Raw genomic sequence first — 17,210 nt, 5'->3', positions numbered from 1 at the left:
GCGAAACCTGGATGCAAGTCAGAACTTCAAGTTCGTGATCCAAATGAGGTGCGAGTCAGCGGATATCATCGGGGCCCGCAGCGACTTCAGCTGCATTGAGGCCGGATATAAAGCTGCAGCCCATCCTGTCAGTCGGAGCGCTCGAGAACCTGCTCAAACGGGAGGCGTTCATATAAAGACTTGCATGGCGGTTCAACAAAATCGGCGAGGGGGACAAGGGAACGAACAACGGCGTATCGCGCACCAATCCGCGGCGCTTCAGGAACGTGACGTCGACACCGTCGCGCTTGGGCGCGAGCGCGAGCCGTAGCGGCGCCGGCGACGGATCGCGGGCGGCGGCCGCCGGCCGGAACAGGAAAAACAACGCCGAGCCGTTCTGCGCGGCCAGATTCAGGCGGCGCAGCGCGTCCGCGCGCACGTGCTGCTGCCAGAGCAGCACGGCGGCACACGTGCCGGCCCGCAGCGCCTGGTCGGCGGCCCATAACGCGTCAGCCGTGCGCGGCGCCGCCAGCGTCACGAAGCCGGACGGGTCGATGCCCCAATACGCGAGCGCCAACGGTTGCAGCGCATGAGGCGGCTGGATCAGCATGATCGGCTTGCCGGCCGCGCGCGCGAGCACTGGCGCCAGCAACCGCAACTCCCCGATTCCAGGCTGCGGCGCGAGCAATTCGATCAGCGCGCCGGCCGGCCAGCCGCCGCCGGGCAGTTCGGCCGTCAGTTCCGGATGGCCCGTGTCGACGCCGCGCACGCTCGAGCGAGCCAGCTGGCTGGCTCGCCAGAGCGCCGGGTGGATGACTTCAGGGTGGGCGAGGGCGGGATGCATGGGGTCGGTTACGCAAAATAACTGTATGTTTGTACAGTATATGCCAGAGATAACCGACCCTCCAACCCCTGCGTTTACGCTGCGAGCTGGTGCTCGTAGTACGGCCGCTCGTGGTCGGCTAGGATATCGCGCAGCTGAGCACGCCGCGATGGATCCGGCGCCAGCCACGCGTCGACGTTCGAGGATTTCAGCGGAATCACACACCGGTCGTGCCCTGCGGCCGCGACTTCGGGCGGCGGATCGTCGGTGATGGCCGCAAACGACCAAAGGTCATCGGCACCGGGAATCTCGGTGCGCGTCCACAAGCACGCGAGCTGCATCGGCTGCGGTGGCGTTGGATCGAAACGCAGGATGACGTCCTTCCCGGCTCGCTCAACGTGCTCGAAGAACGTGTCGGCGAGCACGATGCCGTGCGTGAAGCCAAACACCTGGCGCCAGACTGTGGCGAGGCTCGTTTTTCTTGCGTTGTAACAACCAGGCTTTTGCTTTTCGTCCGCCTCGGTCCAACCCGGTATCCGACAGCGATATCGCATGGGCACGACCAAGCGCTTGCCGTCGAGTTCGATCAGCACGGGCGCATACCAGCCAGGGAAGATGCGCGAATCACGCTCCTGCAGGTCCTGCCGGCGAAGATGGTCGAGCCCGCGCGTTGCCGCATCGATCTTGTTCGTGGCGATCCGAACGTCCTCGCTGCCCTTCCTCGTGATCTTTACGGCGAGCTTCTTCTCGGCCGCGACGAGCCGCGCTCGCTGCTCGAACAGATCGGTCTCGAGCTTTCGTGTCCACTGGCTCCGATACGCGGCGATCGCGGCAGTGATCTCTTCGTCGACACCTGCGAACGCGGCGTCGACCGCTTTCGGCATCTTGATGTCGGCCCCGGATGCGCGCGCGAAAAAGAGGCGCCTGAACGTCTCGATGTCCATGTCGGCGCCGTAGCGTCGGACGTACTCCCGATAGTTGGCTTGGATCTTTGCGGAATAGCACATTGCCGTGCCCCATAAGCAACCGTTCAGGGACAGGGTAACGCAAGTCTTGGGCATGGCCCCAACACCGCCGCAACGCTCGGCCGACGATCGAACATTCTTCGGCCAAGATCGCCCCGAGGATGAGCTCTCAGGCGTCCTCTCCGGGCCACCACGGTTTCGCAGCGCGCTCAATCAGGTAGTCGTCGAGATTCTTGCCTTCCAGCCATCTCGGTCGCGGGCCTAATCCCGACCATTGCTTACCCGAGGAGGGGTCGTAGTACTTCGCTTGCGCCTGCCGTTTGCGCGCTTTCCGGAAGCCGGCCGCGCGTAGCAGTTCATCTTCGGTGATGCCGTAGAGCGCAACGCGCGCCTGGACGCCGGCCAAATACGCCTGCTTCTCGTCCTTCTTCACGTCCGCGAGTCGAATATTCAAGTCGCGAAGCTGAGCCTGTAGGTCTTGTAGTTCGGTCGTCACGATCGTGCACGAGTTATTGCAATAGAGCGAAATGGTAATAGAAACTCAGCGCCGCGCCGAGTTTTCCGAGGACATGAGCGAACACGGCCCACACACGCGCATTTTGGGTCCGATGGCCCCAGACTCCCTCTGAACAAGCCGACGAGCGCGCGTATTCCGAGACGCAGTGCAGTTCAAGCCTCGTGTGTTTGTGCCGTTATTCATTGACAGGCGATTGCCGCTTGACCGGTGCGAGCCAGTGGACTAACATGGGCTTAGTCCACTAGGAGTAGTTATGCAGACCGTCAATATTCATGAAGCGAAAACGCAGTTTTCGCGGCTGGTCGATGCCGCCGCCGCCGGCGAGGAAATCGTCATCGCTAAGGCCGGTAAGCCGACCGCCCGACTGGTGCCAATCGAGAAGACGAAGGTCACGCGGCGCTTCGGTGGCCTCAAGGGCAAGGTCCGTATTCGGGATGACTTCGATGCGCCGCTCCCCGATGATCTGATCGCAGCATTCGAGGGTCGTTGATGCGTCTGCTTCTTGATACGCACATCTACCTCTGGTCCGTCATGGACGACCGCAAGCTGACCAAAGCGGCGCGCACGCTGATTCTGGAAGCCGACGAAGTATTTGTAAGCGGCGCTAGCATTTGGGAGGCCTCGATCAAGGTCGGTCTAGGCAAACTCGAGGCCGACGTCGATCTGCTCGTCTCAGAGATTGCAGCCAGCGGATTCTTGGAACTGCCAGTACGGGCAGTTCACGCAGCGTTGGTTCGAAATCTGCCTGACATTCACCGCGATCCGTTTGACCGACTGCTGGTTGCGCAGGCAATGTCGGAGCCGTTGCGGTTGGTAACTTCGGACGGCCATCTGTCGAAGTACACCGAACTCGTCATCGCCGTGTAGGAAAACTATGGAACCGATTATTTTCGTCGCCATCGTCGCCATCGTGGCCGCGCTGATCGTATGGCCGTTTGCGCGTCCCATGTTTCGTAAGTGGCGAATCGACCGTGAGGCTCGCGCGATGATGCGTGCGCGGTTTCCGGGGATGCGTGAGTTGCCGCTTTCGCGGGAAGACAAGCGCGGTTGGGTGATCGACAAGAAGGGCGCACGTCCGCGCTAACAGACTCGGAAAACGATGCGCGAAGAGACACTAAAAAAGGCCGTCAAACGGTCTAACGCATGGATGGATGCTTGCGCGAAGCTCGTCAATGGCGTCGAGTTCAAGACGACGTTACGCGCCCGTGTGGCCGTCGCGCTTCACCACCTCTGCATTGAGCACCACCTCGCGGGACATGTGCTGGTTGAAAATGATGTTCGAGGTTCAGCGTTCGCACTGTATCGGCCGCAATTCGAAGCTTACGTCCGCGCAAACTGGTACTTCGACTGCGCAAGCGACGAAGAACTTGAGAAGTTTGTTCAGGGCGGTGAGCCACCGAAGATGCATCAGCTTACGACCGACCTCGCGGGAACACTTGGACAGGCGGGTGAAATCATACGTAGTGTCAAGGATCAGGCATGGCGATCGATGTGCGCTTTTACCCACGGAGGTGCAGTACAGGTCAAGGCGCGTGCGATCAAGGATGAGATTCGGCAAAGCTTCACGGACGAGCACACGAGCAAGCTGATCGACTCGATGGCAATGCTTTCGTACCTCGGCGCGCTAGGAATTGCAAAGGTTGCTGACGATGGTGAATTGGCGCAACGATTGTACGAGCGACATCGAGAGATCTATTCGGTGCTGTACTACGCCAAGAAATGACGGAAAATAACGAGATGAATACGTACAAATTCAAGATTGGACGAGGCGCAAACGCGCAGGTCATCTTCGAGGACGGTGACAAGGTCAACTTTATCGCGAAGGTTGCGGGCGAACTTGCAAGGATTCCTCCTGGCCTCCCGATGTCGATGAACTCCGGCCCTGTTGTCGAATTGCCGAATGGAAACGAGGTCTCGGGGCTTCTCCAGCTTCGGCGGTGGATTATTAACGGCTGATCGGAAAACATCGTGACGAAATCAGGGCGCCCAGATCCGGACTTATTGCCCGACGGCGACTACTGGGCAACATGCCGCGAACGAAATGAGATGTCAGCTGCCATCAATGGTCATAGCGCCGTGTTTCCGCAAGCCCGCATGACCGTCGCAAAGGGTTGGGCAGTTTTCTACCGTAACGGGGAAGAAGTCTGGACGTGCAATGCACGGTACGCGGCGGCGAACTTCAACATTCAGAAGGCGTAGGAAAACGTCGGCCTGGCCGACCCAAGGACAAGCCGGCTTGGTCGGCGTCAAGGAGAAGAAAAAGTGGGTTATGGATCTAATCAGGGTGTTCGAGATGAAGAGGAATCACACCGTGAACGCCTCGCGGAGGAAATTGCAAACGGTGCGGCACGCCTTGTCGCGGCCGGTGATATGACCCGTCCTGATGCAATCAGAGCTGTCACCGAATGGTATCGAGAGGAGACGGCTGCCAGCGGCGATGTGACCGGAACAAGGTCCATTGAAAATAAGTTCCCATCGCCGAGCACTGCAGCGCCTGAGGCTAAGGTCGTCGCTATCGCTTCGGAGATGCTGGACGACGCTCGGGATGCGGCGGATACCCTCTGATCTGAGACCGATTAGCAAAACGCTATGTATCTAGGAGCAATCTCGATCCGCTGTCCGCACTGCGGCCGTCTTGCTTTGTGCAGCGCAAGCAAGGGGATGTGGTGCGGTAACTGCAAGAACGGCACTGTCCGGTAGGCAAACGCCCATGAAGACAATCCGGTGGATGCTGGCTACCTACCTACCGATGCCTGCGGCACACGAGACGGCGCTTGCGGATGGCACGGTGCGTACCGCCCACAATGAACATGGGGAGACGGCATATTTCATCGCGCCGAGTATCGTGGATAAGGAAACGATCCGCCGCGCCATTGCTCAACGGAAGCTGTGGGAGCTGGTCGCGGTGTGCGGGGTCGGCCTCGCGATCGGTACGGCTGCGGCGGGCGTGGCGCATTACTTTTCAATATGATCGGGCAACGGAAAATACGGCATGAAGATTCTGCTTGATTTGGGTGATCTGGATACGAATGCGGACGATGATGAAGTGCTTTCGATCATTCGCAGCGTGGTAATGGACAGCCACGAGCTTGAGAGCGGGGAACTGCTTCACATTGCATCGGTGTCTGCTGAGGTCGTGGAATCCGCATCTTCAACGAAGCCAGCCCGCTCGTTCCTCGCGTGGATCAAACAGCAGGCAAAGCGAGATGACCCAGTTGGCGATCTGGCACGCGATGTAAAAAGTGATGGCAACGCCCCGAACGGGCGCGTCTCGAAGACGGGATGGCTCGGCTACCTCCGCGCGTCAAACGCGAGCAGCAGCGCAATTGAGGCGTTCCGTGAGGCTTGGGATGAATTTACCGCCCGGCGTTCGTAATTGAGTGATCGGAAAACGAGGAGAAGGGCAGTATGAGTTACGACGAGGCTGATGCTCAGCGCGACGCGGCGTACGACGAGATGTACGAGGCGATCTCGAAAGAGGTTCGAGCGGATACGATCAAACAATTTTCTTCAGACCGCCTGAAATCGTACTACGTGCAGAATCCGCACCTCATGCGGCCAGCCTGGAACCGACTCATAGAAGGGACGAGACTGGTCGCCAACGAGCACTTCGACGCTGGAACGATCTTCTTCGCCAGTTCAATGGAGTTGTTTTTTCGCTTCACCCTTCTTCGGCCGGTCGTCTATGGGCTGGTTCACCATGAGCGTCTCGCGGATGCCGTAAGCAAAAGCGTGCTGGATGGTAATACGGGCTTTACCAAGTACACGACGCTGTTGGGGCACATCTATGCTCAACTGCTCGGCGGTGAGTTGAAGAAGCTGACAGTAGGCGATTCCGACGCGAACCTGATAAAGAAGTGCAATGAACTGCAGGACAGGCGAAATGCCCTCGTCCATCACGGGGCCGCAGAAGGAAAGACGGAGGCGCTGCAGTCCCAAATTGTGGCGATGGCGGTGCTGAATCAGGTAGTGAGCCCTATGTTGAAGACTCTTGGTCTCGGCCTTAACAGCATCGGCGACATCGGGCCCCTTCCGGTGAAATTGGCAAAGTGATCGGAAAACAGCAACGTGACCCGCGAATCTGCCGTATTTTTTGGAGTGCTCCTTGCAATGGCAGTGGTTGCAGTTCTTCAGCGACCGCGCGAGCCCAAGAAGCCGGGCATGACTGAGCGCGAAAAGCGTGAATACATGCGCCGAAACACGATGCTCGGCCGTTTGGTAACGTGGGCCGAACAGATGACCAGAAAGCAATAACGAAGCGGAAAACGAGGAAAAATCATGGATGAACAGGCTCTGCCTTCGCTGCTTGGTGACTTTACGCGGATTCTGCGCAGTCATGGGATCGCCATAGTATTTCACGCTGGCAAGATCGACCCGATAGACGGTGGGACCGCTGCAGAAAGCCTGCGCGCGGCAGTCGAACAGTTTGGCCGTCGCGAGCGCCTTAGCCCCGAGTGCCAAGCAAGACTCTTCAGGGAGATCTCGGGATCGCTGTTCGACGCAACCGACGGCTTTAACGCTGTTAAGAAAGCCCAAGTGGCTTGAATGGGAAAACAGCGAGCCTGAAATTGGGCACATGAGGACGTGACCATGATGAACGAAGAGAAGCCTCTTTTCGAACTCTCGGCTCGTGAGCTTGATGAAGAGCTGTCCGCGATGTTCGCGTCATACAAGGAGAGTCACCCTATCCGCTGCGAAGTAGGATCTGCGTTGATAGCGGCGCAGGCGGCAGTGCAACGGATCTGCCTGCGAGTAGTGGCACCGCAGGCGGATGCCGGCTTGGGCGGCAAGAGTCACCATGTGCTGGAAAGACTATTCAATGACTTCGAGGCGCTTAGCGGTTACTTGCTTGAGGGGAGCCCGTCTCGAATCGATCTGGTGCTTTGGGACGCCGCAGGATACATCAATGGGTGGTTTCTCGATGACAGCGGGCGAGCTGATGTTCAGCAGGAGTCGTGTCCGGAGGCTATCGCTCGACTTGCGTCGATGCTCCAAGCGTTGGCTCAATACGACAACGACTGGTGGGCTGTATTAGAGCAACGTGCAGCCCGTCTCGCGTCGCTTGTCCGGCTGGCGCGGGAAAAAGCTGAAATTGAAGCGCGTCGACGAGTGCAGTCGCAGGGCTGGCTGAAGAAGGCCACTTCTCCGACGACCTTGGAGCTGGAACTCTTGTCACTCGGTTTCCGGTAGAGAAAAGAGGTCGATCGGAAACCGCCAGCCCGGCCCACAGAGGAAAATTGGACACGTAGCTCTGCGCTATCTATAGCGTGACGCGACACACTGGAAAGCTTGGCGAGGTCGTGACAGTATCCTGAAGCGACATATCAACTTGAAGGAGTGAGCGATGCACGTCTTGAATCTGGACACCATTCGTCGTGTGGTAAATGCCATTCGAGATGATCGAAATCCGCGAGCGCAGGCCGATGCGCTGGCGAAGCGTGATCAGTGGCTTCTGGAAGCTGAACTCGGTACGCTGCAGATGAGCGACGAGGGCAGGCAAATGCTTGAGAGCGCGTAAATTCAGAAAAAGTCATGTCCTCACATGCACCAGCTGTGGATCAAAAGCTCGCGACGCTGTTTGCGAGTGAGCCCGACCCGTTCGAGGCTGTGGTAACGGATCAGAAGTAGGGTGTAGAAGCATGGATAGCATGCGCGGCACGCAAGAGCCGAAAGCCCTAGCTCTTTTTTGCCATGCGCATATGAGCGAAGTCGTCGAGATGATGGCCGAAAAGGATTTGGAGTTTCGGAACCTCGATCACGACGAACTCGCGAAGTGGACGGACGACAACGCTGCCGCGCGATACAAGGCGGTTACTGGCGAGAAGCCGCCGACCTACTGATGCTAAGGAAAACACGCAAAGATGATGGGCCGACCGCAATACACCACCGCCGAGTGCATCAGCATGGACGCCGATGTGTGCAGAGCATTTGACACCGCGTGTGACCTCGCTGTATCGATAGAGGCTCCGCAACTGTGCGTGGACATTTGTGTGTTTGCGGACGGTAGCAAGCTGCAATTTGAAGCTCGGCGCATGACTGTTCTTTGACACTGGAAAATCAGGTTAATGGCGACGTAGCTCAGTTGGAAAGAGCCTTCTTTGTTTCGATGGTTTCCGTTCGAGGGGCCAGGCGGGAAGTTTGTGTCGCGGGTTCGAGTCCCGCCGTCGCCCCACTCAATGCTCGGGAAACGCCGGTCATGCTGGCAGAGGAAAAGTGGGGGTGGCCGCGCACGATGAAAAAGCGGCTTCTGACGTTGGAAACGTCGCTACCGGGCGCATAATTGTGAGATGATAAAATCAGATTGAAGACATTACGGAGCAGGCAATGACAGAGAAGATTGAGCCGTTCAAGTTCACCCCTCACGGGCGCTGCGTTGGCCATTCCATGGTGATCGGTCCGCTTGGCAGCGGCAAAACGGTGTGGGCCGAACTGGTGAAGTTGTGGAGCGCAGGGCATCCGGGCGGATGTAGCTCGGTCGCCCAGGCTGGCGACGACGACGGCGAGTGAGTGGATCGGAGAATCAACGTGAGCTTTGACGAATTCGCAGATCTAGTAGAGGGGCGTCTCCGTATCCGTCTAACCATCGGAAAACGAGGAAAAAGGCGTTGACCATGACCGAAGTAAGCGAACTGGCTCGCCCGCTGACGACGAAGCGCGACCGCACATTTGACCGCATGCTGAGTCGGTCGGAAAAATCTGCACGACGGTCAGTGGCAGCGATGAAGCGTGCGGCAAAGAGGATGCAGAAAAGCGCGCCGGAGCTTCTTGGCGTCGAGCTGAAATTGCATCAGTGTCAAGCGATGATTGCACGTCTGGCAGGGTTCGAGTCCTTCGAAGCTGGGCTTCAATTTCTGCTGGACCAGGTGCAAAAAGAAACCATGCCGAACGATGCAGAGCGTGACTAACAGGACGGAAAACATCATGGGAAAGAGCATTGTTTTTTTGGCGCTATCGCTCACAGGTTGCGTGCTGTTCGTGTCTGGATTAGTCGCCCATATGGCATTTATCGCGGCGTTAGGTCTCTCGCTGGATCAGCAGGTAGTAGTGGGCATCATATTTCTCGTGAGCGCCTTGACTCTCCGTTTTCTATCGGCTCGCCGGGAAGAGTCCAGGTCGCATCAGGACTAGGATCGAAATCACTCATGAAAACCATTCGATGGATGCTCGCGTCGTATTTGCCAATGCCGACTGCACTGGAGACCGCGCTTGACGCTGGATCCGTGCGGATTTCGCGTGATCGGGATGGCGTGCCGGCGTACTTCATTGCGGCGAACTGCGCAGACAAGGCGTCGCTTCGTCGTGCGATCGCTCAACGCGCGCGCTGGGAATTGGCCGCGGTGTGTGGGTTCGGCGCCGTGATTGGTGTGGCCCTGACGGGCGTGGCACGTTTCCTCGGGGTATGAGTCGCGTGCGAGCACCCATTAGATCAGTCATATCCCTGCTCGGCCTCGCAGCCTTTCGCGTGCGTGTTAGCTATTCACAGCATGCGCGCACTGCCATCGCCGCAGGGAACACGATCGTGCATGCGAACCATGTTTCGCTTCTCGATGGCGTAATTGTGGCACTCGCGAGTCCCGCACCTCTCGTATTTGCGGTGGATACCGATTTCTCGCGGCGGTCGCCCATTGCACGCTTCGGCTTCAATGTTCTTTCTCGTATCGGATTCGGGACGGTCGTACCCTTGGATCGCTCTGCGCCTTTCGGGATGCGGGCGCTCAAGCGCGCACTTCTTTCTGGTGCAAACGTGATGGTCTTTCCAGAAGGGGGTATCTCTGTCTCCGGCGATCGGCAGCCGGACAAGCCGGGGCTTAGCTGGCTCGTCGCCAAGACGGGAGCCAGCCTGGTCGAAGTGACAATCGCCGGCGCTGAGAAAAGCCGATTGTTCGCGCGATCCGGCTCGGAATGGTGGCCCAAGATATTTCTGACGTTCTAAACAATGAAGAAAATCAAATCATTTGGGATGGACTTGCTCGGCGCAGTCGGCGAGCTCGGCGATTGGTTCTCACTTGCCGTTACAGCTGGCCTTGTCGCAGTGCTAGTTTTGCTCGGCATTGCGACCCATCACATTGGCATGCTCGACGGCTTGCACAATTACGCCGTGGCTATGCTCATCAGCGCGGCCTTTGTGTCCGTGTCTGTCGGCGCGGCAAAAATCAGCTCGCGGCTCCAGCAGTCGTCGGAAAATACCTGGAAGGAAAATCAACATGTACAACGAACAGACATTTGAAAGTGGAGTTCAGGCACGGACGGTTGCCGGGGGCATCGTCCAGCATCCGGTCGTTATAACGCTCGACGGCGTTGCCACCGAACTGACGCTGGCTGACGCGGTGAAGCTGCGCGATGGACTCGCTACATCCATCGCCGCCACGGAAGCCGCAGAGAGCGCTGGTGTCGCGCGCAACGGGCATCACTTCACAATGGGCAAGACGATGCACGGCATGTCGGCGGTGCCGTCGAAGCTGCCCGCGTAACGAGACCGGAAAACACATCATGAACGCGTTTTTCCCTAACAAGGATATCGATCAGGCACCTTTCCCGCCGTCGAAAGCGGAACGGATTTCCTCGTGGATTATCGGCGTGGCTCTCGTGCCGGCGGTGTCGTTGCAGATGATCGGCGCAGTGCCGCTCCACGCTTTGCGTGATGCGGGGCTCGGCGCGATCGGCAGTGCAGCGGATAGCACCTGTGCCCTGTTTCACGGCTTGGTGAGTACGGCTGCGCCCCAGGCCGCAAGCTGGCCCGACGCACTCCCTGTCGCAGCTTCACGCGGCATCTACCTTGGCGCGCTGACGCTGTTCGCAGGGGCGGTTGCCGTGAGTGTGACGCTGGGGATGCGTCGCGAGCGAAAGAATTTCGTGCGTCGTATCGGGGATGCCCGATCTTGGTGACAAAGGGAAACGGGTAGAAGATGGGCGCAACGACGAAACCGCGCGTAGCAAAGCAGGCCGTAGCTGGGCTTCACTGGCGTTTGGCCGCTCGCGCGAACGACGCTGACTCTGGCGCGAGCATCGGCCAGCGTATGAGTCTTCTAGTGCGGCGAATAGTCGGTGAGCGTAACGATTGGCGGCGACTTGAAGAACTGACCGGGCTGAAAGCTGTGAAGTGGCGACACACCTACGCTGGTGTTACGAAACCATCGCTTGAAATGTTTGAAGCGCTATGCCGCCTCCATCCCGAGCATGCGTTTTGGCTTGCGACGGGGCTGATCGATGAAAGTGCTGGGCATACGGCAGCAGAAGCAGACGCTGCGCACGAGGACGACTAGGAAAACACGCAAAGATGATGGACCGACCGCAATACACCACCGCCGAGTGCATCAGCATGGACGCCGATGTGTGCAGAGCATTTGACACCGCGTGTGACCTCGCTGTATCGATAGAGGCTCCGCAACTGTGCGTGGACATTTGTGTGTTTGCGGACGGTAGCAAGCTGCAATTTGAAGCTCGGCGCATGACTGTTCTTTGACACTGGAAAATCAGGTTAATGGCGACGTAGCTCAGTTGGAAAGAGCCTTCTTTGTTTCGATGGTTTCCGTTCGAGGGGCCAGGCGGGAAGTTTGTGTCGCGGGTTCGAGTCCCGCCGTCGCCCCACTCAATGCTCGGGAAACGCCGGTCATGCTGGCAGAGGAAAAGTGGGGGGTGGCCGCGCACGATGAAAAGGCGGCTTCTGACGTTGGAAACGTCGCTACCGGGCGCATAATTGTGAGATGATAAAATCAGATTGAAGACATTACGGAGCAGGCAATGACAGAGAAGGTTGAGCCGTTCAAGTTCACCCGAAGTCGTTCAATTGGATAACGGGACGTGCCAGAAAGTCGCGCACACGAATCTTCACGTCGTGAAGGCAGGCGACGCGGAGAAGGTCGAGTACAAAGAGACAACGACCGCCGTTGAGTGCCCGGCGTAAGTTGGCTTCCTGCTGGTGTCGAACGCACCAGCGGAAAGCCAATTCAACAATCGGAAAACCATTCGGCGTGAAAGCGCGCTTTACCGGCCAGCAACTGGGACCACAAGTACGGGAAATAAATCGAAATGTATAAAGCAAAACTGGTTGCATCCATGCTGGCGATTGCCGCAACCCTGGGAACCGCACATGCTGCGCAAGTCGTGGATACAAAATGCGCCGACGAGAACAACGGTACGTTCAGTGACACCGCATCGCATCAGCCGGTGATCTGCGCAAACGGTAAGTGGCAGGATGCCAAGACCGTACCGATGGCGAGCGTCGATATCGCCAAGTACAGCGCAACAACCAAAGCCCGCGAAGCAGATTACCAGGCTGCGTCGTTTGTTGGAACGCGCAACCTGCGGCAAAACAGCGACGAGCACAGCCAGTTCACGCTGGTCGCTACTGTCGTAGCGTTCAACGCGGACAACACGGCGCACGTCGTGATTGATCTGAATGATTCGGACTGGCAGAAGCACGTTGACGCAACTGTGCCGCTCGACACTGCGACGGCAATCGCAACCGACAGCCACGGCTCAGAGTACCGTCTTACGGTCAAGCGCACGCCCGCGTAACACTGCGCCAGCTTCGGCCGGCATCGGAAAACACTTGGCGCGAACGCGCCCCGCACGGCCGGTAGCCAGGATACGAGGACGTAAAAATGAAGAAAATTGCGGCACTGAGCCTTCTTTTGATCTCTGCAGTTGCAATGGCCGATAGCGCTCCAAAGGTTCTTTCGGAGCACGTGACGAACACGCCGTATGCCGCTTCGATCAAGGATGGCGTGGTCACGGTGGCCCAAGCGTGGGAAGGCGAGCAAATCGTGAAGTTTGATACTGGCGAGTGCAGGAAGATCGTGCATTCCCATCTGCGCATTGTTGACCTCGGAAATGGTCTCCAAGGCGCGAATCTGCGCGACGACGAAACGACCGTTGCATGCCCGGCATAAAGTCGATCTCACGCTTCGGCCACGATGCGCTTTCACGTATCGGATTCGGCATGGTCGTGCCCTTGGATAGCTCTGCGCCTTTCGGCATGCGGGCGCTCAAGCGAGCACTTCTTTCTGGAGCAAACGTGATGGTCTTTCCGGAAGGGGGCATCTCCGTCTCTGGCGATCGGCAGCCGGAAAAGCCGGGACTTAGCTGGCTTGCTGCCAAGACAGGAGCGAGCATGGTCGGAGTGAAAATTGCTGGCGCCGAGAAAAGCCGTCTGTTCGCGTGATCTGGATCGGAATGGTGGCCTAAGATTTCGCTGACGTTCTAACCGCGTCTCCCCCAAAAGCGGCCGGAAATCAACCTGTTGCGCTCGGCCGTCGCATCGCCCGCAACCAGAACAGGAGGAAAGAAGTGAAAAAATAAGTTGCTATCACGGTCGCGGCCGTCCTGCTCATATCAGTGTCAGCGATCATTCGTCTTCTCGGCTTGGACACGCTGCGCTCCTTCGGCGCGGTATTGCCTGTTGTGGCGGTCGGACTCTTAGTTTCAGGACCGATAGTTGGCTGGATTCGTGCCAAGAAGTGCCGCCATGACTGGCAACCGCACAGTCGGCATCGGAGCCACGACGTGGGGCATATGGCTGACAAATGCACGCGCTGCGGGACCGTCAAGCATTACATTGGCTGACCAGCCGCGCGCTGAGGGGTGCCACTTCTGACGTTGGAAATGGAGCAGGTGGACGCCTTTGCCGATTGGTGGCATACTGGAAATCATACTTCTGCAGCCATGTCAACATGCTTCACATCAATGATTATCCGCAGCTTCGATTCATCGCTTGGAATCGCCCTGGTGATCAGGTGATTAGCGAGGAGGAAGCGTTCGCACTCTATGAGCGCAATTGGCGCTACGTCGAGGTGGACAAGCTCGACCCGCGGGAGCGCGAATTGATTGCCCGCCTCACGCACGATATCGGACACGGACATCTTCATGTTTAAGCGTCCCCATCACCAAAACATCGTCCGCTTCCTAGAGAAACTCGACGCGGACCTGCTTGAACAGGCGGGTTGCTATTTTGGCGGCGGAACTGCAATTGTCCTCTCAGCCAACGAATATCGGGAATCAGTCGACATCGACTTTCTCTGCGCGTCGGCCGACGGTTACCGCCAGATACGCGAGCTCGTGTCCGACAATGAAATAAACAAACTAGCCAAGGAGCCCATCAGGCTCGTACGGGATGTTCGCAAGGAGCGAGACAAGATCTATACGATGATCGACGCTGGCGACGGAGAGCGGCCGATAAAGTTCGAGCTCGTGCGGGAGGCACGGATTCCGATCGAAGGCCAACGTACCGCCGGGCTCCCGGTCGCCACGTTGTCCCGACCCGACTTATACGCCGAGAAGATTTTGGCGAACGCTGATCGATGGCCGGACGCCAGTGTGATGTATAGGGACGCGATCGACCTCGCCATGATGGTGGACCAATGGGGGCCGATACCGGGTGCGGCGCTTGCGAAGGCCGAAACCGCCTATGGGAAGGACGCCATCGGCTCGCTTGTGAAGGTCACAAGCTTTCTGAACAGCAACACGGCTGCTCTCGATAAGGCGGTTGACCAAATGGGCATGGACCCTGCACTGTCGCCTCGAATCGCGGCCATTCTGCAAGCGGAAGTGTTTCGGTTAGCCCCCCATTCCAGGGATCGCGCGGCGGCGATTGCCGACCTTCCGCCGTCACTGACCGCGACGTTGGCATCCAGTGGAGTCGTCGTTCAGCGTGTGGACGAAGCGCAAGGGCGCTATGTCGGCAAAATACTCCTCGTAACCGAGGGGTACGCCGTCCAGGATCTGGGACGCAATACCGCCGCCGCGCATAAGCTGCCGACTGGGATCGCCATACCGTCTGTCGGCGACACGTATTCGGTCCGATACACACATGGACATGCAGACTGGGAGCCGCGCTTGCGGACCGGTCCGCACCAGAATATAGGCCGTTAAAACCTCACGCTGGCGGCCACCGACCAGCCTGTATGGGCCGTGGCCGCCAGTGTGACTCCTCCAAAACCCGGCTACGGCCGGGTTTTTTTCGTCTACCGCAGGGCGAAACCCTGTCAGATGTGAGCGGCCGCGACGGCCGCGGGCGGAGCGACCAGCAGCGCCGCGAGCGCTTGCAGCGCGGCGGGCGTCACAAACAGTTCCTCGCCGTTGGTCAGCCACACATGGCCAGTACCCGATTGGTGCGGTCGTACTGCGACGATCGCACTCGGATTCACATGGTGATCGAGCGGCGTGGACGCCGTGATGCGCACCAGCTCGGCCGGGACGAGCGGCGCTCCGGCCGCGGCCAGCGCCGCCAGGACGTCGGCCACCGGAGCAGGCGAGACGAGCGTTCGGGCCCGGCCGTGGGGATAGTGCGTGCTGGGTTGAGGATCGCGTGAATTCAGCTCGATCGTCGTCCCGCCCGGAACGAGGGGGGCGGAATAGATCGCTGCGACCTGGGTTGGGTTGATGCCGGCGGTCGGATAGTGGTCGTGGTTCTGCACGGGAATCTGGATAAGGGCCATCGGTGAGGTCTCCTGGTGGCGGTGGAAGGCGGCACGCGAACGCGCCGAGCCACTGCAGATCATCGGTCACGCCGGGCCGCCGGCATAGGGGGCGCGATCAGATTTCTGAGTGCGATATAAAAGCGCCACATCTGATAACTATTCTTATCAGATGCAGCATTTTTGTCTGTCAGATCGGCCGCATTTTCCCCTATACTTGTCCCGACCCTGCCCGGCAAGGCCGGGCAGGGCGCTGGCGGCGATCGGCCCGCAGCCGCGGGGGATCGCCGCGGCGCCGACACCGTGCGACCCGTTACTTTTTCCGTATCGAACACCACACCGGCCCCGGCCGACAGGAACCCACGATGAAATCCCTCATCTTCGGCCGCAAGCTCGGCACCACGGCGCCGATGGTGCGCCTGATCGAGAGCGACGAGCCCACCGCCGACGGCGGTCCCATCGATCCGGGCAAGCGGGAGGCCTTCACAGTCGCCAACGCGCGGCGGGCCGTGCAGGTGTTGCGGGCGCAGGGCATCGAGGGCTACGTGCTGTTCAGCGACGATCCGACGCCCTATGCGTTCACGCCGGACGCCGATTTCGTCTATCCGGCCGTGCGACACTAATTCAACACGCTGCTGCCGCCCTGGAGCGACATGAACGCGCCCGCGCTTCCACTGACCGACCCCGCTGGCATGCGCCGAGCGTTGCTCAACGACGACGAGGCCGTGCGAGCCGACTTCGCCGCGCATCTCGGCCCTGAGCTCGACCAGTTGGCTGCAGCCCTGGCGCCCTGTTTCGAATGGATGGACCCGATCACGGACGCCGCCGATCGGGCGGGTACGCAGCAGACGGGTCTTGCCGCCGCATTCGGCCTCGGCGTGCTCGACGATCTACTGGTGGCCAGCAAGCTACTGCTGAGCGGCAAGCTGGCTGCTGCCGGCAACGTAATGCGCCAGGTGATCGAGGGCATTGCGATGGCCTTGCTGTGCGCAGCCGATACGCCGCTGGTGATTGCTCGAAAGAAGACGGGACCGGAGATGGGCTGCTATTGGGAGCGCGCGTGGACCAGCCACCACTCAGTGCAGGCCCACCACGCCCTCAAGCAACTCGAGTGGAACGCTGAGCAGTTGGGCGTTGCGCGTGCCGCTGTTGAACGCCTCGCGCTCGCCAAGCAGCACTACAACCCGTTCAGTCACTGCGGTTGGGCAACGATTGCCAGCCGGGTCGCGCGCGACACGGTCGGCCAGGTCTATCTCGGCGGGCATTTTGACGAAGCCAAGTTGGGCCTGTATCGCAGCGAGATGCAGGAGCGCATCGGTCTGTGCTCGGTGCTCCCGCAATTTCTCGAGTACCTGCATGCGACGTTGGAGACTGTCGGCCGCGGGCAGGCCGGTACGCCAAACGCGGCGCCGCACGCTTGACGACGGAATCGATTGGATAACGGAGTAGAAGGAGCTCTATGGCGGCATCCGAAGTAGCAATGGCGGCGTCCCAGGTCGCGACCGCCGCGG

General features: G+C 59.1%; 32 protein-coding genes and 2 tRNA genes. 30 read left to right on the top strand and 4 right to left on the bottom strand.

Translation table 11 applies throughout. The annotated features are described in order from the left end of the window. Positions 1–55: 55 nt before the first annotated feature. The 3 genes from imuA to AK36_RS00255 form a co-directional block, all read right to left on the bottom strand. The gene (gene imuA / locus AK36_RS00265) at positions 56–823 is read right to left on the bottom strand and encodes a translesion DNA synthesis-associated protein ImuA (RefSeq protein ID WP_045577563.1); all 768 of its coding nucleotides are present in this window, start codon (positions 821–823) and stop codon (positions 56–58) included. A gap of 74 nt (positions 824–897) precedes the next feature. Then, the gene (locus AK36_RS00260; protein WP_045577562.1) at positions 898–1,809 is read right to left on the bottom strand and encodes an SOS response-associated peptidase family protein; all 912 of its coding nucleotides are present in this window, start codon (positions 1,807–1,809) and stop codon (positions 898–900) included. Positions 1,810–1,936: 127 nt separating this feature from the next. Then, positions 1,937–2,263: an H-NS histone family protein gene (locus AK36_RS00255; RefSeq protein ID WP_045577561.1), complete on the bottom strand. Its 327-nt coding sequence runs from the start codon at positions 2,261–2,263 to the stop codon at positions 1,937–1,939. A 274-nt stretch (positions 2,264–2,537) separates the two neighbouring features. Here AK36_RS00255 and AK36_RS00250 point away from each other — a divergent pair, with 274 nt between their 5' ends. The 28 genes from AK36_RS00250 (at position 2,538) to AK36_RS00140 (ending at position 15,154) form a co-directional block, all read left to right on the top strand. Next, positions 2,538–2,774: a type II toxin-antitoxin system Phd/YefM family antitoxin gene (locus AK36_RS00250; protein ID WP_045577560.1), complete on the top strand. Its 237-nt coding sequence runs from the start codon at positions 2,538–2,540 to the stop codon at positions 2,772–2,774. Next, positions 2,774–3,151 carry a type II toxin-antitoxin system VapC family toxin gene (locus tag AK36_RS00245; protein ID WP_045577559.1) on the top strand — a complete coding sequence of 126 codons (378 nt, stop codon included), beginning with the start codon at positions 2,774–2,776 and terminating at the stop codon, positions 3,149–3,151. Before AK36_RS00250 ends, AK36_RS00245 begins: the two co-directional genes overlap by 1 nt. Before the next feature lie 7 nt (positions 3,152–3,158). Then, positions 3,159–3,368: a hypothetical protein gene (locus AK36_RS00240; protein ID WP_045577558.1), complete on the top strand. Its 210-nt coding sequence runs from the start codon at positions 3,159–3,161 to the stop codon at positions 3,366–3,368. A gap of 15 nt (positions 3,369–3,383) precedes the next feature. After that, positions 3,384–4,007, top strand: coding sequence for a DUF6988 family protein (locus AK36_RS00235; protein WP_144410596.1), 624 nt, complete (start codon positions 3,384–3,386; stop codon positions 4,005–4,007). Between the two features lie 14 nt (positions 4,008–4,021). Continuing rightward, positions 4,022–4,240: a hypothetical protein gene (locus tag AK36_RS00230; RefSeq protein ID WP_144410595.1), complete on the top strand. Its 219-nt coding sequence runs from the start codon at positions 4,022–4,024 to the stop codon at positions 4,238–4,240. A 306-nt stretch (positions 4,241–4,546) separates the two neighbouring features. Beyond that, positions 4,547–4,849 carry a hypothetical protein gene (locus tag AK36_RS32350; protein WP_144410594.1) on the top strand — a complete coding sequence of 101 codons (303 nt, stop codon included), beginning with the start codon at positions 4,547–4,549 and terminating at the stop codon, positions 4,847–4,849. 145 nt (positions 4,850–4,994) lie between these two features. Continuing rightward, complete coding sequence (locus tag AK36_RS00225) at positions 4,995–5,255, top strand: hypothetical protein (protein ID WP_045577555.1); 261 nt, start codon at positions 4,995–4,997, stop codon at positions 5,253–5,255. 21 nt (positions 5,256–5,276) lie between these two features. Further along, complete coding sequence (locus AK36_RS00220) at positions 5,277–5,660, top strand: YozE family protein (protein ID WP_045577554.1); 384 nt, start codon at positions 5,277–5,279, stop codon at positions 5,658–5,660. A 32-nt stretch (positions 5,661–5,692) separates the two neighbouring features. Continuing rightward, positions 5,693–6,337 carry a hypothetical protein gene (locus tag AK36_RS00215; RefSeq protein WP_045577553.1) on the top strand — a complete coding sequence of 215 codons (645 nt, stop codon included), beginning with the start codon at positions 5,693–5,695 and terminating at the stop codon, positions 6,335–6,337. Positions 6,338–6,562: 225 nt separating this feature from the next. Then, positions 6,563–6,829, top strand: a complete 267-nt coding sequence (locus AK36_RS00210) for a hypothetical protein (protein ID WP_224383440.1) — start codon at positions 6,563–6,565, stop codon at positions 6,827–6,829. A gap of 45 nt (positions 6,830–6,874) precedes the next feature. Beyond that, positions 6,875–7,474, top strand: a complete 600-nt coding sequence (locus AK36_RS00205) for a hypothetical protein (protein WP_045577552.1) — start codon at positions 6,875–6,877, stop codon at positions 7,472–7,474. A 154-nt stretch (positions 7,475–7,628) separates the two neighbouring features. After that, positions 7,629–7,802 carry a hypothetical protein gene (locus tag AK36_RS33625; RefSeq protein WP_155625384.1) on the top strand — a complete coding sequence of 58 codons (174 nt, stop codon included), beginning with the start codon at positions 7,629–7,631 and terminating at the stop codon, positions 7,800–7,802. A 121-nt stretch (positions 7,803–7,923) separates the two neighbouring features. Next, on the top strand, positions 7,924–8,124 hold the full coding sequence (locus tag AK36_RS33620; RefSeq protein WP_155753950.1) for a hypothetical protein: 201 nt from the start codon (positions 7,924–7,926) through the stop codon (positions 8,122–8,124). A gap of 227 nt (positions 8,125–8,351) precedes the next feature. Further along, positions 8,352–8,454: transfer RNA gene (locus AK36_RS00200), tRNA-OTHER, on the top strand. A gap of 154 nt (positions 8,455–8,608) precedes the next feature. Next, positions 8,609–8,791 (top strand): hypothetical protein, encoded by a 183-nt coding sequence (locus tag AK36_RS00195; protein ID WP_045577551.1) that lies wholly within the window; start codon positions 8,609–8,611, stop codon positions 8,789–8,791. Between the two features lie 104 nt (positions 8,792–8,895). After that, complete coding sequence (locus AK36_RS32345) at positions 8,896–9,189, top strand: hypothetical protein (protein ID WP_144410593.1); 294 nt, start codon at positions 8,896–8,898, stop codon at positions 9,187–9,189. A 16-nt stretch (positions 9,190–9,205) separates the two neighbouring features. Then, positions 9,206–9,412, top strand: a complete 207-nt coding sequence (locus AK36_RS32340; protein ID WP_144410592.1) for a hypothetical protein — start codon at positions 9,206–9,208, stop codon at positions 9,410–9,412. A gap of 14 nt (positions 9,413–9,426) precedes the next feature. Further along, positions 9,427–9,687 (top strand): hypothetical protein, encoded by a 261-nt coding sequence (locus AK36_RS00185; RefSeq protein WP_144410591.1) that lies wholly within the window; start codon positions 9,427–9,429, stop codon positions 9,685–9,687. A 59-nt stretch (positions 9,688–9,746) separates the two neighbouring features. Continuing rightward, complete coding sequence (locus tag AK36_RS30390) at positions 9,747–10,217, top strand: 1-acyl-sn-glycerol-3-phosphate acyltransferase (RefSeq protein ID WP_158348921.1); 471 nt, start codon at positions 9,747–9,749, stop codon at positions 10,215–10,217. Between the two features lie 3 nt (positions 10,218–10,220). Then, positions 10,221–10,511 (top strand): hypothetical protein, encoded by a 291-nt coding sequence (locus AK36_RS00175; RefSeq protein WP_144410590.1) that lies wholly within the window; start codon positions 10,221–10,223, stop codon positions 10,509–10,511. Then, complete coding sequence (locus AK36_RS00170; protein ID WP_045577547.1) at positions 10,489–10,755, top strand: hypothetical protein; 267 nt, start codon at positions 10,489–10,491, stop codon at positions 10,753–10,755. Before AK36_RS00175 ends, AK36_RS00170 begins: the two co-directional genes overlap by 23 nt. 19 nt (positions 10,756–10,774) lie before the next feature. Next, complete coding sequence (locus tag AK36_RS00165) at positions 10,775–11,170, top strand: hypothetical protein (RefSeq protein ID WP_045577546.1); 396 nt, start codon at positions 10,775–10,777, stop codon at positions 11,168–11,170. Between the two features lie 597 nt (positions 11,171–11,767). Continuing rightward, positions 11,768–11,870, top strand: a tRNA-OTHER gene (locus AK36_RS00160). 443 nt (positions 11,871–12,313) lie between these two features. Then, positions 12,314–12,802, top strand: coding sequence for a hypothetical protein (locus AK36_RS00155; RefSeq protein ID WP_144410589.1), 489 nt, complete (start codon positions 12,314–12,316; stop codon positions 12,800–12,802). An 86-nt stretch (positions 12,803–12,888) separates the two neighbouring features. Continuing rightward, the gene (locus AK36_RS00150; protein WP_144410588.1) at positions 12,889–13,176 is read left to right on the top strand and encodes a hypothetical protein; all 288 of its coding nucleotides are present in this window, start codon (positions 12,889–12,891) and stop codon (positions 13,174–13,176) included. Then, on the top strand, positions 13,164–13,448 hold the full coding sequence (locus AK36_RS32335) for a hypothetical protein (protein ID WP_144410587.1): 285 nt from the start codon (positions 13,164–13,166) through the stop codon (positions 13,446–13,448). Before AK36_RS00150 ends, AK36_RS32335 begins: the two co-directional genes overlap by 13 nt. Positions 13,449–13,956: 508 nt before the next feature. Further along, positions 13,957–14,157 (top strand): hypothetical protein, encoded by a 201-nt coding sequence (locus AK36_RS30380; protein ID WP_080938559.1) that lies wholly within the window; start codon positions 13,957–13,959, stop codon positions 14,155–14,157. Then, entirely contained in the window at positions 14,150–15,154 is a 1,005-nt protein-coding gene (locus AK36_RS00140) for a nucleotidyl transferase AbiEii/AbiGii toxin family protein (protein ID WP_080938558.1), read from the top strand. The genes AK36_RS30380 and AK36_RS00140 overlap by 8 nt, the downstream gene beginning before the upstream one ends. Positions 15,155–15,267: 113 nt before the next feature. Here the strand turns inward: AK36_RS00140 and AK36_RS32330 are convergent, their stop codons facing one another. Beyond that, entirely contained in the window at positions 15,268–15,720 is a 453-nt protein-coding gene (locus AK36_RS32330) for a hypothetical protein (protein WP_144410586.1), read from the bottom strand. A gap of 344 nt (positions 15,721–16,064) precedes the next feature. On the opposite strand from AK36_RS32330, the gene AK36_RS00130 reads away from it, so the two are divergent. Together AK36_RS00130 and AK36_RS00125 are read left to right on the top strand one after the other, a co-directional pair. Beyond that, positions 16,065–16,322, top strand: a complete 258-nt coding sequence (locus AK36_RS00130) for a hypothetical protein (RefSeq protein ID WP_045577542.1) — start codon at positions 16,065–16,067, stop codon at positions 16,320–16,322. A gap of 30 nt (positions 16,323–16,352) precedes the next feature. Next, positions 16,353–17,120, top strand: a complete 768-nt coding sequence (locus tag AK36_RS00125; RefSeq protein ID WP_045577541.1) for a hypothetical protein — start codon at positions 16,353–16,355, stop codon at positions 17,118–17,120. The last annotated feature ends 90 nt before the right edge of the window (positions 17,121–17,210 follow it).

This window comes from Burkholderia vietnamiensis LMG 10929, assembly GCF_000959445.1.
In the GTDB taxonomy this organism is placed as follows: Bacteria; Pseudomonadota; Gammaproteobacteria; order Burkholderiales; family Burkholderiaceae; genus Burkholderia; species Burkholderia vietnamiensis.
This window is presented reverse-complemented; position numbering and strand designations above follow the sequence as displayed.

Bases quoted from the DNA above. Each gene is read 5' to 3' on its own strand.
- AK36_RS00230 (WP_144410595.1), top strand. From the start codon at position 4,022: ATGAATACGTACAAATTCAAGATTGGACGAGGCGCAAACGCGCAGGTC.
- AK36_RS00215 (WP_045577553.1), top strand. From the start codon at position 5,693: ATGAGTTACGACGAGGCTGATGCTCAGCGCGACGCGGCGTACGACGAG.
- AK36_RS00185 (WP_144410591.1), top strand. From the start codon at position 9,427: ATGAAAACCATTCGATGGATGCTCGCGTCGTATTTGCCAATGCCGACT.
- AK36_RS00210 (WP_224383440.1), top strand. From the start codon at position 6,563: ATGGATGAACAGGCTCTGCCTTCGCTGCTTGGTGACTTTACGCGGATT.
- AK36_RS00150 (WP_144410588.1), top strand. From the start codon at position 12,889: ATGAAGAAAATTGCGGCACTGAGCCTTCTTTTGATCTCTGCAGTTGCA.
- AK36_RS00140 (WP_080938558.1), top strand. From the start codon at position 14,150: ATGTTTAAGCGTCCCCATCACCAAAACATCGTCCGCTTCCTAGAGAAA.
- AK36_RS00245 (WP_045577559.1), top strand. From the start codon at position 2,774: ATGCGTCTGCTTCTTGATACGCACATCTACCTCTGGTCCGTCATGGAC.
- AK36_RS00195 (WP_045577551.1), top strand. From the start codon at position 8,609: ATGACAGAGAAGATTGAGCCGTTCAAGTTCACCCCTCACGGGCGCTGC.
- AK36_RS33620 (WP_155753950.1), top strand. From the start codon at position 7,924: ATGGATAGCATGCGCGGCACGCAAGAGCCGAAAGCCCTAGCTCTTTTT.
- AK36_RS00225 (WP_045577555.1), top strand. From the start codon at position 4,995: ATGAAGACAATCCGGTGGATGCTGGCTACCTACCTACCGATGCCTGCG.
- AK36_RS00130 (WP_045577542.1), top strand. From the start codon at position 16,065: ATGAAATCCCTCATCTTCGGCCGCAAGCTCGGCACCACGGCGCCGATG.
- AK36_RS00125 (WP_045577541.1), top strand. From the start codon at position 16,353: ATGAACGCGCCCGCGCTTCCACTGACCGACCCCGCTGGCATGCGCCGA.
- AK36_RS00235 (WP_144410596.1), top strand. From the start codon at position 3,384: ATGCGCGAAGAGACACTAAAAAAGGCCGTCAAACGGTCTAACGCATGG.
- AK36_RS00155 (WP_144410589.1), top strand. From the start codon at position 12,314: ATGTATAAAGCAAAACTGGTTGCATCCATGCTGGCGATTGCCGCAACC.
- AK36_RS32335 (WP_144410587.1), top strand. From the start codon at position 13,164: ATGCCCGGCATAAAGTCGATCTCACGCTTCGGCCACGATGCGCTTTCA.
- AK36_RS32345 (WP_144410593.1), top strand. From the start codon at position 8,896: ATGACCGAAGTAAGCGAACTGGCTCGCCCGCTGACGACGAAGCGCGAC.
- AK36_RS00175 (WP_144410590.1), top strand. From the start codon at position 10,221: ATGAAGAAAATCAAATCATTTGGGATGGACTTGCTCGGCGCAGTCGGC.
- AK36_RS30380 (WP_080938559.1), top strand. From the start codon at position 13,957: ATGCTTCACATCAATGATTATCCGCAGCTTCGATTCATCGCTTGGAAT.
- AK36_RS00165 (WP_045577546.1), top strand. From the start codon at position 10,775: ATGAACGCGTTTTTCCCTAACAAGGATATCGATCAGGCACCTTTCCCG.
- AK36_RS00240 (WP_045577558.1), top strand. From the start codon at position 3,159: ATGGAACCGATTATTTTCGTCGCCATCGTCGCCATCGTGGCCGCGCTG.
- AK36_RS00220 (WP_045577554.1), top strand. From the start codon at position 5,277: ATGAAGATTCTGCTTGATTTGGGTGATCTGGATACGAATGCGGACGAT.
- AK36_RS00170 (WP_045577547.1), top strand. From the start codon at position 10,489: ATGTACAACGAACAGACATTTGAAAGTGGAGTTCAGGCACGGACGGTT.
- AK36_RS00250 (WP_045577560.1), top strand. From the start codon at position 2,538: ATGCAGACCGTCAATATTCATGAAGCGAAAACGCAGTTTTCGCGGCTG.
- AK36_RS32330 (WP_144410586.1), bottom strand. From the start codon at position 15,720: ATGGCCCTTATCCAGATTCCCGTGCAGAACCACGACCACTATCCGACC.
- AK36_RS32340 (WP_144410592.1), top strand. From the start codon at position 9,206: ATGGGAAAGAGCATTGTTTTTTTGGCGCTATCGCTCACAGGTTGCGTG.
- AK36_RS00260 (WP_045577562.1), bottom strand. From the start codon at position 1,809: ATGTGCTATTCCGCAAAGATCCAAGCCAACTATCGGGAGTACGTCCGA.
- AK36_RS00205 (WP_045577552.1), top strand. From the start codon at position 6,875: ATGATGAACGAAGAGAAGCCTCTTTTCGAACTCTCGGCTCGTGAGCTT.
- imuA (WP_045577563.1), bottom strand. From the start codon at position 823: ATGCATCCCGCCCTCGCCCACCCTGAAGTCATCCACCCGGCGCTCTGG.
- AK36_RS33625 (WP_155625384.1), top strand. From the start codon at position 7,629: ATGCACGTCTTGAATCTGGACACCATTCGTCGTGTGGTAAATGCCATT.